The sequence below is a fragment of the Solimicrobium silvestre genome (assembly GCF_002976435.1).
GTDB lineage: Bacteria > Pseudomonadota > Gammaproteobacteria > Burkholderiales > Burkholderiaceae_D > Solimicrobium > Solimicrobium silvestre.
Window position 1 is genome coordinate 86,585 of the sequence record NZ_PUGF01000008.1, and the last position, 15,746, is coordinate 102,330.

Here is a 15,746-nt window from a genome sequence, read left to right on the forward strand (position 1 = left end):
GGAGTGGGCAAATATTGACCCGGAAGTGTTCTGCACACTGGGACTTGGTGCGATTATCCACGGACGATGGCTTCGCATTGTAGAATTGAGAGCCCCATTCGGCAACCTGCTTGGACTTATCGAAAATCAACGCTTCGACATCAAGCTAGTTCGCTAAGGCTTATACGACAGCAATCAAGTTGAGCTAATCCTAAGCGATTAGCTCACCCTTGTTTAACAACTACGAACAATCACCTATAACGCTTCGATTGTTGTATTCGAAAATATCGCATCAATTTTTACCGTTGCGGCCGCATTCGTGTTCTTGTTGATCAGACTAAAAGGTGGAATTACTTCACACACTTGGGTACGAACGCTGTGTAACAGAGTGGCACGATTACGGTATTCGTTACGTTTTTTTGACGGTCTGGATTCGATTGATTTTTCTTCAACAAAACTTGGAATCGAAAAATTGCCATTCGTCATTTCGATGCCACCGACTAATAACCATAATTGATTATATTGAGCATGAATCACCCGTTTATTACGGTAGCGTAAGGCGCGATAAATATGGTTATTTTCATTGACACATTCAATGGTGTTACAAGCCAGCTGCTGAGCAATACTGCGCAACGTTTCAATCATTAAAATCCGTGGCTGAATGCCGTGCAACGCGTGAGTAGCGTCGCGTAACAACGTTCTGCAATCGGTCTGGGCATGCTCTCTTGATTGAATTCCACCGATAGTGAGTGCGATATTGTTATATTTCCGTGTCAGCGTAAACGTCAGCAGCAGAATTGTTTTGCCATCGACAGTGAGCTCCAGCGATGCGCCGCCTTCTTTATCAAAATCGGGGAAGCGCGTTAAGTTAACGTCAATAACTTCGCCAGTTTTCCCGATTAACGAAGCGAGATTTATACCGCTCCCACTCATTACTGACTGCAGCTGCTTTGCATCCAAAATATGAGTCAGGATATCAAAATGAGCGAGCAAAAGTTGCGTGCGCTGGCGGGTATTGCTTCTTTTATCAAAAAAGGGACGATGGATCCGGTCGAAGAAGGTAGCTTCTGTCGTGGAGTTTGCCAGCACACTATTTCCAGATAAAAACCGCAGCCAATTTGCGCTGGTTTTTACATGAAACATGGTGTGGAACATGAATCGAATTGCACGTTTCCAGGATGCATCTTTACGACCCGAGTGCATTTGTTTAAATGCCCATTTGAAATCTGTAAAAAACTGTAACCACGAAAAGGTAAATGGCTTGCTGTAATGAAGAATCCGCATTGGAAATATTTTCTTTAAATGAAATCAGCCCCATTCCCGCACCAAATAGTACGTCACTATGTTGTATAGAGAGCTTTGTATCGCATTGTATCATAATGCTTCAAATTGCCGCTGGGGCTCTTATTCTGAGCTTGATCATCCATGGCAACTAAACCAATTCAATGCGATTTTCATTACTGTATAACAAGCAGAATCATCAAAAACAAACCCCGCCGAAGCGGGGTTAATAGAATGAACAAAGAAGGAAGTACGTTAAATACGTGCTTTTTTACGTCTAATGAATCCGAGTCCAGCCAAGCCTATCGCCATCAGAGCCAAGGTTAAAGGTTCAGGAACTGGGTTGCTTAACAAAACCATATCAATATTCACAAAACCATTATTGGCATTGCCTAATGGGGCACCATTATCGGAAGTATCGCTTCCCCCAATCATCGAGCCGATGCTCAGAAAAGAAGCGTCGATGTACGATCCACCGCCGCCCCCGCCGTCGGTAGTACCATCACCACCGCCACCGCCTGAATAACCGCCACCGCCACCACCACCTTGCCAGCCGCCGCCGCCGCCGCCACCGAAGCCGCCGTTAGCACATGCTGGAACTGAAGGATCGCAGTCACCAAAACCTGCCAAGAAACTAAAAGCACCCGCACCGCCTAAGCCCGCACCACCGGTTTGCGTATAAGTCGTGCCGACACCATCGCCGCCGTTACCACCCCAACCGCCGCCGCCGCCGCCATTGTCGCCAATTTCATCATTACCACCCGCACCACCGGAACCAGCGCTACCGCCCGCACCGCCGCCAGCACCAAATCCTGCTTGGCCAGATGTTGTAGTTTGACCGCCACCGCCAACTGTCGCGTCAATGTAACCGGCACCGCCACCGCCACCGGCTACGATCAGCGGTGAGGTTGAGCCGATGATGTAGACAAAAGATCCACCACCACCACCACCGCCTGCCAGCCCGCCGAAGTTACCGGTTAAGCCTTGTCCACCAACCACAATACCCAGCTGAGTACCGGTGGTGAGGAAAAGATCACCGCTTATCTGCGCACCCAAACCACCTGTGGTACCAACACCATTACCTGATCCACCCTGTGCACCTGCTGCGGTGAGGTCATAAACTCCTGAAGTGGTGATGGTGTAGTCGACTATCGATCCGGTATAGGTGAATGGCACAGCTTGCGCGCTTGCGCCGACAAACATCATCGCGAAGAGCGCTTTTTTTACAAAAGTTTGATTTCGTGTATTCATGACTAGTTCTCCTTAAAATCCCGTTTTTATGATTTCATTAGGAACAAGCAAATTTCATACCAATTTTAAATACGCCATTTATTCAATGACTTATCCATAAAAATAATTTATTCCGTTGCTCTGTGTAAAAATAATCGACGTCTATGTCGTTTTGGTGGGCTAGTGCGGGTAGCCTAGATGCGACCACTTTCCTTGTTTCAGTCAGTGGCGCTTTGGATATGGATATGATGAGAAAAAATGCTAAATATTTACTGCCAATAAATAAGTTTTGTATTCAATGAAAAACCCATTAAATACGTTAAAAATGGCTCAAAAATAGTTGAAGCATATGAGAGTGGCGAAAATCCTCTCTTAATTAAGCATTTTTAACTCGAGTTTACTGCTCAACGCTGCACAATCACCGGCTTGGGAATACCAATACTCATCGCCAGTTGCAGTGCATTATTAGCCTCATCCCGACTGGCAAAAGGGCCGCTGAATAAGCGATACAAAGTACCTTGCTGAACGATTTCAAAAGCAGGCAATTGCTTGAGCTTGCTTTGCAAATGGGTAAATGTCGCCTCGGCATTGGAACGCAATCCAAACGCACCAAACTGCAAATAAAATCCGCTGGTGTTGTTCGGTGTACTAATCACAACCGGCACTTGAGCAACATCTTCTGAACTGGCATGGGTTGCAACCAAGGCTTCAAAACTGGCGGTATCGGTGGCGGCTGGCACAACTCTTACCGGTGCCGCAGCTGCTTGTTCGGCAATTACCGGAACAACAACGGTGGGAGCAACGATAGACGTAACAACCGGCGGCGGAGCACTGGCCAGTTTATCGCCCACATTATTCTTTTTGTTTTCTGCCATTTTTTCTATGTCGGCAGGCAACAAACGTTCTAGCAGCAATTCACTACTTCCTTTACCTAAATAGTCCAGCTTTAAGGCCGCGGTATACGATAGATCAACAATCCGATTGGTATGAAATGGGCCACGATCATTGATTTTTACGATCACCTGCCGGCCATTACTGATGTTGGTAATCCGTGCATAAGAAGGAATAGGCAAGGTCGGATGGGCAGCGGTCATTTTGTACATGTCGTACAGCTCGCCGGACGAGGTGCGTTGTCCGTGGAATTTTTTACCATACCAACTGCCTGTGCCACGCTGACTAAATGCGCGATCATCAATCATCGGGGTATAGGTTTTTCCAAACACCACGTAAGGCTTGTTACCGGAAACTGAATACGGCTCAAGTTTCGGTTCTGCATCTAACGTTAACTCCAGGCCGGGCGGCGGATTTTCACCAGGGCCGTCATCTTTATAATAAGCACCGCGGCCGGAACCAGCTTTGGGTAAGTTAGGCGCTGGCTGTCCCGCGGCACTTGGAATGGAAGAAGTCTTGGTCGAATTTGTGCTACCGGCGCTACTTGGAGCAGCTACTTTCGGCGCGCTCCCACATGCGGCTAGCAGTAAACCTAATAATGTAATCGCTACTAATTGAGACCGGCTTTTCAAACTATGCATCGTTGTTCCCGTTTATTGAAACTGGTTTTTAGGACTTCCGCAAAATTGTTCCTGCAAGGCTAAACATCCTTTGGTCGCGAAGGAAACTTCCCCCTGTGGGAAGTTCGTTCCGTCGGCAGGCGATATATCGCCTGAAACCCCGACTACACCGCGCCGACACAGACAGTACGAATGTACGGCAAGGAGAGGTGGCGCAGGGAATTCAACAACACCGTTGTTGCCTGCGGAACGACACTGGCTTGCCAGTGTGCGCCCTGCAAGGGTAGCGCCGCTGGAGCGGTTTTGAGGAAGCCCTAGCTCTGGATTAATTTTCTATGGCGCTGAATACTCATCAAAATACCAGCACCCCAGCCCAGTGTCGCCAATGCCGTTCCGCCATAACTCATCATCGGCAGCGGCACACCAACCACCGGTAAAATACCGCTGACCATACCCATGTTAACAAACGCATAGGTAAAAAATATGGTGGTGATCGAGCCGGCTAGTAAGCGGGTAAAGAAAGTAGGTGCATTAGCCGCAATCATTAAACCGCGGGTAAATAGCAGCAGATAGAGCACCAATAAAACGCAACATCCGATCAAACCGAATTCTTCTGAAAATACCGCAAAAATAAAATCGGTGGTGCGTTCAGGAATAAATTCCAAATGCGCCTGTGTGCCTTTTAGCCAGCCTTTGCCGGTAATACCGCCGGAACCCACGGCAATCGTGGACTGAATAATATGGAAACCTTTGCCGAGCGGATCGGTGGTGGGGTCGATTAAGGTAAGTACCCGCTCGCGCTGGTAATCATGCATGCTATGCCACACCAGCGGCATGCTGGCTAACGCTAATACGATGACACCGATAATCACACGCCATGATAATCCGGCCAAAAATATCACTGCCATACCGGCCGCCAATACCAGCATTGCCGTACCTAAGTCTGGCTGTTTGACGATGAAAGCGATCGGCAATATTAGCAGCAGCGCCGCCACGATAAACTCACGCCAACCCACAGCACCTTCACGCTTCTGAAAAAACCACGCCAGCATCAGCGGCATCGCAATTTTCATTAACTCGGAAGGTTGCACCACCATGCCGATATTGATCCAGCGTCGCGAACCTTTTTTAACGATACCAAAGATGGCTACCGCGATCAGCAAACTAACACCTACTGTATATAAGGGAACAGCAAAGCGCATCAAGGTTTGTGGGGGCACATTGGCCGCTATCCACATGACAATAAACGCTACCAAAATATTACGTAGCTGATCTTGCACGCGCCCGGGGAAATCAATTCCGGCCGAATATAAAGTGACAATACCGACTGACATAATCAAAAAAATGATGATCGCCAACGGGCCATCAAATACGGTTACGTAAGGTTTAATGGTTTGCCAGGGCGAGTGATGTCTGCGCATAGTGGATGCTCCGATTATTCTTTAGGCGCTGAAGTAACAGCACCCGGTTGTGGACCACCTTCAGACTCGGCTTCTGCCTTTGCTTCAGCTTCAGATTGCATCTGGGATGGATCAACATGCTCTACCGGCGTCGTATCTTTGTCCATTTCCTTCAGCATTTCTTTTTCTTTATCGCCCGGACGCTTGCCGAGCAAATAATAATCTAACGCCAACTTGGCAATCGGCGCCGCTCCAGCGGCACCAAAACCACCGTTTTCTACAATCATTGCAATCGCAATTCTTGGCTTATCGACGGGGGCAAATGCGGTATATAAAGCATGGTCGCGGAAACGTAAGGCGATATTATTGGCGTTATATTTCTCACCTTTTTTAATCCCGATCACTTGCGCGGTACCGGTTTTACCGGCAGATTCATAACCGGCATTGACGAATACCAGCCGTGAAGTACCTTCAGGGAATTTCGTCACGCCTGCCATCGCGTTCTTAATGAAGTCGATATTTTCTTGCTTTAACGGAATCCGTGCGCTTTCCTTTGGCACGGTAAGAGTACGTGCATGAGTTTGCGGGTCTTCGATCATTTTCACTAAATGCGGTTTCATGACGATGCCGTTATTGGCTAGCGTAGCGACGGCATGTGCCATTTGCAGTATGGTAAAACTGTTATAGCCTTGTCCGTTACCGAGCGAAATGGTTTCACCGGCAAACCATTTTTGCTGGGCCGGCTTTTTATATCTGGCGCGTTTCCATGCGGTGGAAGGTAATATGCCCGAGCTTTCGTGCTCCAGATCGATGCCGGTTTTTTCACCAAAGCCAAACGGTGCCATAAAATCATGGATCGCATCTACGCCGATATCGTTGGCTAACATATAGTAGTAGGTGTTGCAGGATACAACGATAGACCGGTACAAATCGACGATGCCATGTCCGCCTACTTTGTCATCATTAAACCGATGTCCACCCAGCATAAAATAACCAGCGTCGGCAATAGCGGAACTGGGGGTACGTTTCCCTAATTCCAATCCGGCTAAACCCATAAATGGTTTATAGGTGGAACCGGGCGGATAGCTACTGGATAGTGCACGATTAACCAAGGGTTTATCGATGGACGTATTTAAGCTATCCCAATTGGCTTGATCGATCCCTTCCACAAACAAGTTCGGGTCATAAGTAGGTTTGGAAACAAAGGCCAACACGTCACCGGTTTCAGGATCAATCGCCACTAATGCGCCGCGCTTGTCGCCAAACGCTTCTTCGACAATTTTTTGTAATTCGATATCGATCGATAAAATCAGGTTGCTACCGGATGTTGCAGGATCGCGCGATAGCGCACGTACTGCGCGACCGCGTGCCGAAACTTCCACTTCCTCACTGCCGGTGGTGCCATGTAATTGACGCTCATAACTTTTTTCCAAACCTTCTTTGCCGATGTAATCGGTACCAAAGTAATTGTCGGAGTCTTCTTCAGACGCGTCGAGTTTTTTAGCATCCGACGCACTAATACGGCCGATATATCCGATCACATGCGAAGCGATTTCACCTAAGGGATATTGACGGAATAAGCGCGCCTGAATTTCTACGCCGGGAAAGCGGAATCGTTGCACAGTAAAGCGCGCCACTTCTTCATCGGTAAGTCGGGTGCGTATTGGCAAGCTCTCAAAACTCTTGGAGTCTTCCATGAGTTTTTTGAAACGCTTACGATGTTTGGGTTGAATGTCCACCAGCTCAGCTAACTGGTCGATCACCACATCTAAATCCTGGTTGATTTTAGAGGGTGTAATTTCCAGGGTATAGGCAGAAAAATTACGCGCTAGTACCACACCGTTACGGTCCAGAATGAGGCCACGGTTGGGTACTACGGGAACAATCGAAATACGGTTATCTTCCGCCTGAGTTGCATAGACTTCATGCTTGACGATTTGCAGCCAGACGAAACGCGCAAACAACAGCGTAAAACATAAAAGAATAAAGCCCGCTATCGCGAATAAGCGTATCCGGAAAAAATACAGCTCGCGTTCGGTGTTTTTAAATTCAGTCATGCTATCTTTTTAGCGAGTGGGAAAATGCAGAATAAATCAACGCGTTAAATCGGGCGCGTATCATCACGATTTACGGTGCGTCGTTGTGGAGCTAATAGAATCCACGTTGCCAAGGGCCATAATGCCGCGGTCACTGCGCTCTCAACAAAAAATAGCCAACCGGGAAATTTACCATTGACGCACAATTGAATCACTGCTCGTATGATTTCCGTCAATAAGAACAAGGGGAACACATGAAGCGCCTGTGTCATCGGCGTAAACCAAAGTACCCGTCGATGGATGGTAATGGCGAAATAGGATAACAAGGTGTACGCCAAGGCATTTTCACCGAGCAAAGAAGCAGTATGCACGTCCATCAGCAAACCCATGGCAAAAGCTACACCTATGCCGACTTTACGTGGTTGATGGATGCTCCAGAAAACCAGAGTCAACGCCACAAAATCGGGTACCCCTATCATCGTGCCCCATGGCAGGAAGTTCAGCAAAAAGGTTAGCAGCAAGCTAATAAAAATAAAAGCCGAGCTCGCTGGCAATAAAATGTAATGGGGGCGGTTCATGGCTGGCTTACTTTCTCTGCTTCTTTTACTGCATCTTTCGCGTCTTCTTTTACCGGTTCTTTTACCTTAGTCGTTGACTCCGCGCTGTCACGCGTGACTCTACGGTTAACTTTTTTTGCCTTATTATCTTCGTCTTCAGGTCGCGCTTCGATGTGCGTTGCAACCAATAGTATCAACACTTCTTTATGACGATCTAAACCGGCCATCGGCAAACAAACTATTCGTTCAAAAGTAGTGGAAGCGCTGTTTTCAACAACCGTAGCGCGCGCAACGAATAAGCCTGGCGGGTAGATGCCATCAATGCCCGAAGTAACCAGAATATCACCGGCTTTAATGTCGGCGTTACTAGGAACGCGCAGCTCCAAATTACCGACTTGCCCCTTGCCGTAGATCACGCTACGCAATCCGTTACGCTGTACCTGGACCGGTATCGCCTGATCTTTATCGGTCAACAGCGTTACTTCTGAAGTGAATGGAAACACCCGGGTAATCTGTCCGACCACGCCTTGATCGTCAATCACAGGTTGCCCTAAAGCGACACCATGTTTAATGCCGCGATTGACGATAATGCGGCGACTAAAACTGTCACGCGCATCGTACAGAATTTCGCCCATGACCGATTTCACCGGAACATGTTCGCTGGTCGCCAATAAGCGGCGTAACTGGGCATTTTCAAATTGGAGTTGCTGACCATGTTGCACATTCAGTGCCTGCTCTAATTGAGAGCGTTTTAGCGCAGCATTTTCTTTTTCCAAGGCCGTCAACTGGGTAAAATAATCGCCCATGTTGTACGCCAGGTCGCGCGGCATGACTGCCAACATTTGAAGGGGGTATAAGGCGGAACCAACGACTTGACGCACCAGTTCAAGCGTCTGTAAGCGCGCATCGATCACTAACAGCATGAGGGCGACCAAAGAGAAGAAGACCACTTTGACACGTGCCGACGCGCCTTGTTTAAACAGTGGTGGTGGTCTGTATTCCATCGTCTTTGATCATTATTACCGATTAATAATTTGCACTACACTTTGCTGTTCATCCGGCACAAAAACAGAAAAACAGCAGTCAAAACAAAGTGTTGGTGCTGTTTTTATGCTGTTTCTTGTCTAAGGCGTGAGTGCATGCGCGCAACTGGCTGATTACATACGTTCAGCTGGACGCTGATTCTTTACTCGTAAGAGAACATCGAGCCCAGTTTTTCAATGCGGTCTAGCGCCATGCCAGAGCCACGCACCACGCACGTCAACGGATCTTCAGCAACAATCACTGGCAAACCGGTTTCTTCCATTAACAAACGATCCAAGTCGCGCAACAACGCACCACCGCCGGTCAGCATCATGCCTTTTTCAGCAATATCAGCACCGAGTTCAGGAGGAGTTTGTTCCAGGGCATTTTTAACAGCAGACACGATGTTGTTGAGCGGATCCGTCAACGCTTCGAGAATTTCATTGCTTGAAATGGTAAAGGAGCGTGGAATACCTTCCGACAAATTGCGTCCTTTTACTTCCATTTCTTTTACTTCGGAACCTGGGAAAGCCGAACCGATGGTTTTCTTAATTGCTTCTGCAGTTTGCTCACCAATTAACATGCCGTAGTTGCGACGGATGTAATTCACAATCGCTTCGTCAAATTTATCGCCGCCAACCCGGATCGAGCCTTTATAAACCATACCGCCCAAGGAAATAATACCGACTTCCGTAGTACCGCCGCCGATATCCACCACCATCGAACCGGTCGCTTCGGAGACTGGCAAGCCAGCGCCGATTGCCGCAGCCATTGGCTCTTCAATCAAATACACTTGCGATGCGCCTGCACCTAAAGCGGATTCGCGAATTGCGCGACGTTCCACTTGGGTAGAACCGCAAGGAACGCAAATGATGATACGTGGCGAAGGTTTGAAAAATTTTGTGTCGTGAACCATGCGGATAAATTGCTTCAGCATTTGTTCGGTCACGGTAAAATCGGCGATTACGCCGTCTTTCATCGGGCGAATTGCCTCGATATTACCCGGCACTTTACCCAGCATCTGCTTGGCTTCTTTACCAACTGCCTGAATAGTTTTTTTGCCGTTTGGGCCGCCTTCTTGACGAATCGCCACTACCGAAGGTTCATCTAAAACAATGCCTTGGCCACGTACGTAAATGAGGGTGTTTGCTGTACCTAGATCAATTGCCAGGTCGTTAGAAAAATAACTACGAAAAAAACCGAACATGTTAATCCTGTGCGCTAAGGTGCGCGTTTAGTATTTGGGGAATAGGGGGTATTGCCTGATAATTCAATTAAAACTTGCCTTACATGTTGTCTAGCGCGTTGTCCAACCACATCTCAGACATTAACCCCGCATTCTACCTTATAATTTGCATAAATTTAGATCAGTTACATGCAATAACATTCGCATTTTAGCTGTGACATTTAGCTGGATTTGTTTTTTTAACCATTTATTTCTTTCCCAAATCAAATCAAGAACTACTGCGTTGCCATAAAGTTGTCTGCTTTTCAGCTTATTGCTCCGCTTTGTTGAGTTGGAAAAGAACCACTGCGGCTGTGCCGCCTCAAAATTATGTCTCTTAAAGAAACCGATGTGACTCGCATTGCTCATTTGGCGCATTTGGAATTAAACGCCGAACAGACCAGCAAAACCTTAGAACAACTAAATGGCATTTTTGCATTGGTAGAAAAAATGCAAACGATTGATACGGCTGGCATAGAACCGCTCAGCCATCCATTCGCCTTGGTTGTAGATCATTTAGCATTACGTCTGCGCGAAGATCTGGTGACCGAAACCAACCATCGCGAGGCTTACCAGCAATCCGCTCCTGCTACGCAAGATGGCCTGTATTTGGTTCCGAAAGTAATCGAATAATTAGCTAATCGCTTCTTAATTATTTGCTTTCTTTTGCAACCTTTCGCATCCTGTTGAACCACTCAATCGCCAAGAACACATTACATCATGCACACCAAAACGCTTACCGAAATTTCAGCTTTGCTGCACAGCAAACAGCTCTCTGCTACGGAGTTAGCACAACATTATTTAAACCGTATTGCCGCATCCGATTTAAATGCGTTCACCCATGTTGATCCGGCCTTAACGTTGGCACAGGCAGCGCACGCAGACAAATTATTAGCGCAGCCCAACCCGCACGCCTTAGCTGGCATTCCAATTGCGCATAAAGATATTTTTGTGACGCGCGGCTGGCGTTCTACTGCCGGCTCCAAAATGTTAGCCAATTACACCAGCCCCTTTGACGCGACGGTGGTTGAACAATTTAACCAGGCTGGCATGGTTACGCTTGGCAAACTGAATTGCGATGAATTTGCGATGGGCTCCGCCAATGAAAATTCATTTTTCGGCGCAGTCAAAAATCCGTGGGACAAACGCGCTGTTCCGGGCGGCTCCTCCGGTGGTTCCGCGGCAGCGATTGCTGCCCGTTTAGCACCAGCCGCCACGGCAACGGATACCGGCGGCTCGATCCGCCAACCGGCTTCATTTTGCGGCGTGACCGGTATTAAACCCACTTACGGACGGGTATCGCGTTTCGGCATGATCGCCTTTGCTTCGTCACTCGACCAAGGTGGTCCTATCGCCCAAACAGCAGAAGACTGCGCCTTACTGCTCAATAGCATGGCGGGTTTTGATGCCCGCGACTCAACCAGCTTAGAACATCCAAACGAAGATTTCCGTCGCGACTTAAACACGCCGCTGAAGGGCTTGCGCATCGGCGTACCGCGCGAATTTTTTGGTGCAGGTTTAGCTACCGACGTAGAACAGGCAGTACGCGCGGCATTAGCCAAATACGAAGATTTAGGCGCAATCTTGGTCGATATTTCTTTGCCAAAAACCGAGCTCTCGATTCCGGTGTATTACGTGATTGCACCAGCAGAAGCGTCGTCCAACTTAAGCCGTTTTGATGGTGTGCGTTATGGTCATCGCGCTGCCAACTACGATGGCTTAACCGATATGTATAAAAAATCGCGTACTGAAGGTTTTGGCGATGAAGTCAAACGTCGGATTTTAGTAGGAAGCTATGTACTTTCGCACGGCTATTACGATGCGTATTATTTACAAGCGCAAAAAATTCGCCGTTTGATCGCCGAAGATTTTCAAGCAGCGTTCAAGCAGTGTGATGTCATTATGGGGCCGGTGGCACCAACCGTTGCCTGGGATTTAGGCGATAAAGCCGATGATCCGGTTGCTAACTATTTAGCCGATATTTTTACGCTGTCCACCAGCTTGGCCGGTTTACCGGGCATGTCGCTTCCCTGCGGTTTTGGACAAGGCGAAAAGAACAGCAAACGCCCGGTTGGCTTGCAATTGATTGGTAATTATTTCAGCGAAGCCAAGTTACTCGGCGTTGCGCATCAATACCAATTGGCCACTGCTTGGCATACTCAAACACCATCTGTATAAAAAAGGAATAACCATGCAATGGGAAGTCGTTATTGGATTCGAGACGCACGCACAGCTCTCAACCAAATCAAAAATTTTTAGCGGTTCAACCACTCAATTTGGCGCTGAACCTAACACGCAGGCCAGCCCGGTTGATTTGGCTTTACCCGGTGTGTTACCGGTTTTGAATCGCGGTGCAGTTGAAAAAGCGATTCAGTTTGGCTTGGCAGTCAACTCAACTATCGCGCCGATGTCGGTCTTTGCGCGTAAAAACTATTTTTACCCCGATCTACCTAAAGGCTACCAAATCAGCCAGTTTGAATTACCGGTAGTGCAGGGCGGGGTAGTTAGCTTTGCGATGGAGCGTGACGGTAAAACCGAAATCCGTTCAGTGCAATTGACCCGCGCCCATTTGGAAGAAGATGCCGGTAAATCACTGCATGAAGATTACCAAGGCATGAGCGGCATCGACCTAAACCGCGCAGGTACGCCGCTGTTAGAAATCGTGACTGAGCCAGTAATGCGCAGCGCTGCCGAAGCGGTGGCTTATGCCAAAGCCCTACATTCGTTAGTAACCTGGTTGGGTATTTGCGATGGCAATATGCAAGAGGGTTCGTTCCGCTGCGACGCCAACGTATCGGTACGCCCGGTTGGGCAAGTTGAATTCGGTACTCGCTGCGAAATTAAAAACCTGAATTCGTTCCGCTTTCTGGAAGAAGCCATCAACATTGAAGTACGTCGCCAGATTGAATTGATTGAAGACGGTGGCCGGGTAGTGCAAGAAACGCGTTTGTATGACCCAGATAAAAAACAAACCCGTTCAATGCGCAGCAAAGAAGATTCGCAAGATTACCGCTACTTCCCAGACCCAGATTTACTGCCGCTAGTCATTAGCCAGGAATGGATCAACCGCGTTAAAGCCGATATGCCGGAACTACCTGCCGCCATGCGCAGCCGCTTCATCGAGCAATTCGGCCTGTCGGAATATGACGCAATGGTACTCACCCAAACCAAGGCCAGCGCCAATTACTTTGAAGCCGTAGTTACGCACGCCGGAGCAGCGCAAGCCAAGCCTGCTGCCAACTGGATGATGGGCGACGTTGCCTCTACATTAAACCGCGAAGGCATGGAAATGACCGCCATTCCGGTTAAAGCTGAGCAGCTTGCCTTATTATTGCAGCGCATTGCCGACGGCACGATTTCTAACAAAATCGCCAAAGAGGTTTTTGCCGCGATGTGGCAAGCACCATCTGCTGACGTGAATTTGGCGGATCAGGTAATTGAAGCCAAAGGATTGAAGCAGATTTCCGATCCGGGTGCACTGGCAAAAATCATCGATGACGTGTTGGCCGCCAACCAGAAATCGGTCGAAGAATTCCGCGCCGGTAAAGAGCAAGCCATTAACTCGTTGCTAGGTCAGGCGATGAAAGCAACCAAGGGCAAGGGCAATCCGACGGAGATGAAAGCGTTGTTGCTAGCCAAATTAAACGCATAGTTATTTTTAGAGGGATGCTGGGGCTTGTTAACCATCATCCCTCTGCTTCATTGAAGGAAAAAAACCATGCTTCTATTACGCCCCAACTGCGAATGCTGTAATGGCGATTTGCCTCCCGATGCAACAGAAGCAAAAATATGCTCATTTGAATGCACGTTTTGCGCATCCTGTGCCAATTCAAAACTCAACAATATCTGCCCCAATTGCGGTGGCGAACTGGTTGCGCGCCCGCGTCGCCCAGCCAATAAACTGGCCACTTATCCTGCTTCTGCTGAGCGCATCTACAAACCAGCTGGTTGTGCAGGGAATTAAAATCTATTCAGACCAACCTGCTTTTTAAACCCGCCGAATTCGACAGGCTTAAAATCAGGGTTATTCAATTGCTGCCCTTTTTTAAATGCACTTCCGTTAAAGTACTGCACCGAATAAGGATATAGCTTTTAATTCGTTGCGCTAACCATCCCCCTGTTTTTATTATGTCAACGAGGCTCACAATGTTGTCGGCCATTCGTCATGGGGAAGCGGTAATGAAACTTGAAACGATTGCAGTACACGGTGGTTACTCACCGGATCCCACCACCAAAGCAGCCGCAGTTCCAATTTATCAAACCAGTTCTTACGCCTTCGACAGCACCCAGCACGGCGCCGATTTGTTCGATCTGAAGGTGGCCGGCAATATCTACACGCGCATCATGAACCCGACTCAGGATGTGCTGGAAAAACGTGTGGCCGAACTGGAAGGCGGTATCGGCGCATTGGCCTTGGCTTCCGGCCAGGCAGCCATTACTTACGCAATTCAAACCATTGCCGAAGCGGGCGACAATATTGTATCTGCGACGACTCTGTACGGCGGCACCTATAATCTGCTGGCGCATACGCTGCCGCAATTCGGCATTACCACCCGCTTTGCAGACCACCGAGAACCGGCTTCATTCGAGCGCTTAATCGACACCAAAACCAAGGCGATTTTTGTCGAAGCGATCGGTAATCCTTTAGGTAATATCACCGACATCGAAGCAATTGCCGCCATCGCGCACAAGCACGGCATACCGCTGATTGTGGATAACACCGTACCCTCGCCGTACCTGTTACGCCCATTTGAATTCGGCTCCGATATTGTGGTGCACTCGCTGACCAAATATTTGGGCGGACACGGCAATTCGCTGGGCGGCATTATCGTTGACTCCGGTAAGTTTCCCTGGGCTGACCATAAAGAAAAATTCCCCCGCCTGAATGAACCGGATGTCTCGTATCACGGCGTGGTGTACACCGAAGCACTGGGCGCGGCGGCCTATATAGGTCGGGCACGGGTGGTACCGCTGCGAAATATGGGCGCGGCGATTTCACCGTTCAATGCCTTCCTGATTTTGCAAGGCATAGAAACACTGGCTTTGCGCATGGATCGCATCACCGACAACACCATCAAGATTGCCAAATATTTACAGGCGCATAAAAAAGTGAAATGGGTCAATTACGCCGGACTACCTGAACACCGCGACCATGCGCTGGCGCAAAAATATCTGGGTGGACGGCCTTCCGGCATCCTCACCTTCGGCGTTGAAGGCGGCTTGGCAGGAGGAGGGCGCTTTCAGGATGCGTTACAATTATTCACACGGTTAGTCAATATCGGCGACGCCAAATCGCTGGCGTGCCACCCGGCTTCCACAACGCATCGTCAGCTTAGTCCTCAAGAATTGATCAAAGCAGGTGTAACCGAAGACACGGTGCGCCTGTCAATCGGCATTGAACATGTTGATGACTTGATCGCCGATCTGGAGCAAGCGCTAGCTGCACTCTGATTCGCTGATCTACCTCCGACGAGCAGCAGAGTTAATGACTTCGTTGCGCTGTA

General features: G+C 48.5%; 13 protein-coding genes. 5 read left to right on the forward strand and 8 right to left on the reverse strand.

The window, feature by feature from the left end; translation table 11 throughout:
• Nucleotides 1–234: 234 nt before the first annotated feature.
• The 8 genes from S2091_RS09925 to S2091_RS09965 form a co-directional block, all read right to left on the reverse strand.
• The gene (locus S2091_RS09925) at nucleotides 235–1,182 is read right to left on the reverse strand and encodes a VirK/YbjX family protein (RefSeq protein ID WP_165794962.1); all 948 of its coding nucleotides are present in this window, start codon (nucleotides 1,180–1,182) and stop codon (nucleotides 235–237) included.
• Between the two features lie 333 nt (nucleotides 1,183–1,515).
• Nucleotides 1,516–2,511 (reverse strand): PEP-CTERM sorting domain-containing protein, encoded by a 996-nt coding sequence (locus S2091_RS24645; protein ID WP_207769676.1) that lies wholly within the window; start codon nucleotides 2,509–2,511, stop codon nucleotides 1,516–1,518.
• 383 nt (nucleotides 2,512–2,894) lie between these two features.
• Nucleotides 2,895–4,022 carry a septal ring lytic transglycosylase RlpA family protein gene (locus tag S2091_RS09940; protein WP_105531662.1) on the reverse strand — a complete coding sequence of 376 codons (1,128 nt, stop codon included), beginning with the start codon at nucleotides 4,020–4,022 and terminating at the stop codon, nucleotides 2,895–2,897.
• Between the two features lie 293 nt (nucleotides 4,023–4,315).
• Entirely contained in the window at nucleotides 4,316–5,422 is a 1,107-nt protein-coding gene (gene rodA / locus S2091_RS09945; protein WP_105531663.1) for a rod shape-determining protein RodA, read from the reverse strand.
• Between the two features lie 14 nt (nucleotides 5,423–5,436).
• Nucleotides 5,437–7,458: a penicillin-binding protein 2 gene (gene mrdA / locus S2091_RS09950; protein WP_105531664.1), complete on the reverse strand. Its 2,022-nt coding sequence runs from the start codon at nucleotides 7,456–7,458 to the stop codon at nucleotides 5,437–5,439.
• 44 nt (nucleotides 7,459–7,502) lie between these two features.
• Nucleotides 7,503–8,015, reverse strand: a complete 513-nt coding sequence (gene mreD, locus S2091_RS09955; protein WP_105531665.1) for a rod shape-determining protein MreD — start codon at nucleotides 8,013–8,015, stop codon at nucleotides 7,503–7,505.
• Entirely contained in the window at nucleotides 8,012–8,998 is a 987-nt protein-coding gene (mreC, locus tag S2091_RS09960) for a rod shape-determining protein MreC (protein ID WP_105531666.1), read from the reverse strand. The genes mreD and mreC overlap by 4 nt, the downstream gene beginning before the upstream one ends.
• A 182-nt stretch (nucleotides 8,999–9,180) precedes the next feature.
• On the reverse strand, nucleotides 9,181–10,224 hold the full coding sequence (locus S2091_RS09965; protein ID WP_105531667.1) for a rod shape-determining protein: 1,044 nt from the start codon (nucleotides 10,222–10,224) through the stop codon (nucleotides 9,181–9,183).
• A 348-nt stretch (nucleotides 10,225–10,572) separates the two neighbouring features.
• On the opposite strand from S2091_RS09965, the gene gatC reads away from it, so the two are divergent.
• The 5 genes from gatC to S2091_RS09990 all read left to right on the forward strand — a co-directional run bounded on the left by gatC (nucleotide 10,573) and on the right by S2091_RS09990 (nucleotide 15,693).
• Nucleotides 10,573–10,875, forward strand: a complete 303-nt coding sequence (gene gatC, locus S2091_RS09970; RefSeq protein WP_105531668.1) for an Asp-tRNA(Asn)/Glu-tRNA(Gln) amidotransferase subunit GatC — start codon at nucleotides 10,573–10,575, stop codon at nucleotides 10,873–10,875.
• Nucleotides 10,876–10,962: 87 nt separating this feature from the next.
• Nucleotides 10,963–12,420 (forward strand): Asp-tRNA(Asn)/Glu-tRNA(Gln) amidotransferase subunit GatA, encoded by a 1,458-nt coding sequence (gene gatA, locus S2091_RS09975; RefSeq protein WP_105531669.1) that lies wholly within the window; start codon nucleotides 10,963–10,965, stop codon nucleotides 12,418–12,420.
• 7 nt (nucleotides 12,421–12,427) lie between these two features.
• Nucleotides 12,428–13,894, forward strand: coding sequence for an Asp-tRNA(Asn)/Glu-tRNA(Gln) amidotransferase subunit GatB (gatB, locus tag S2091_RS09980; RefSeq protein ID WP_279337727.1), 1,467 nt, complete (start codon nucleotides 12,428–12,430; stop codon nucleotides 13,892–13,894).
• Between the two features lie 66 nt (nucleotides 13,895–13,960).
• Nucleotides 13,961–14,206 carry a DUF1272 domain-containing protein gene (locus S2091_RS09985; RefSeq protein WP_105531671.1) on the forward strand — a complete coding sequence of 82 codons (246 nt, stop codon included), beginning with the start codon at nucleotides 13,961–13,963 and terminating at the stop codon, nucleotides 14,204–14,206.
• 215 nt (nucleotides 14,207–14,421) lie between these two features.
• On the forward strand, nucleotides 14,422–15,693 hold the full coding sequence (locus tag S2091_RS09990; RefSeq protein ID WP_105531672.1) for an O-acetylhomoserine aminocarboxypropyltransferase/cysteine synthase family protein: 1,272 nt from the start codon (nucleotides 14,422–14,424) through the stop codon (nucleotides 15,691–15,693).
• Nucleotides 15,694–15,746: the final 53 nt, after the last annotated feature.

Bases quoted from the DNA above. Each gene is read 5' to 3' on its own strand.
- S2091_RS09925 (WP_165794962.1), bottom strand. From the start codon at position 1,182: ATGCACTCGGGTCGTAAAGATGCATCCTGGAAACGTGCAATTCGATTC.
- mrdA (WP_105531664.1), bottom strand. From the start codon at position 7,458: ATGACTGAATTTAAAAACACCGAACGCGAGCTGTATTTTTTCCGGATA.
- mreC (WP_105531666.1), bottom strand. From the start codon at position 8,998: ATGGAATACAGACCACCACCACTGTTTAAACAAGGCGCGTCGGCACGT.
- S2091_RS09965 (WP_105531667.1), bottom strand. From the start codon at position 10,224: ATGTTCGGTTTTTTTCGTAGTTATTTTTCTAACGACCTGGCAATTGAT.
- gatC (WP_105531668.1), top strand. From the start codon at position 10,573: ATGTCTCTTAAAGAAACCGATGTGACTCGCATTGCTCATTTGGCGCAT.
- gatA (WP_105531669.1), top strand. From the start codon at position 10,963: ATGCACACCAAAACGCTTACCGAAATTTCAGCTTTGCTGCACAGCAAA.
- rodA (WP_105531663.1), bottom strand. From the start codon at position 5,422: ATGCGCAGACATCACTCGCCCTGGCAAACCATTAAACCTTACGTAACC.
- S2091_RS09940 (WP_105531662.1), bottom strand. From the start codon at position 4,022: ATGCATAGTTTGAAAAGCCGGTCTCAATTAGTAGCGATTACATTATTA.
- mreD (WP_105531665.1), bottom strand. From the start codon at position 8,015: ATGAACCGCCCCCATTACATTTTATTGCCAGCGAGCTCGGCTTTTATT.
- S2091_RS09985 (WP_105531671.1), top strand. From the start codon at position 13,961: ATGCTTCTATTACGCCCCAACTGCGAATGCTGTAATGGCGATTTGCCT.
- S2091_RS24645 (WP_207769676.1), bottom strand. From the start codon at position 2,511: ATGAATACACGAAATCAAACTTTTGTAAAAAAAGCGCTCTTCGCGATG.
- S2091_RS09990 (WP_105531672.1), top strand. From the start codon at position 14,422: ATGAAACTTGAAACGATTGCAGTACACGGTGGTTACTCACCGGATCCC.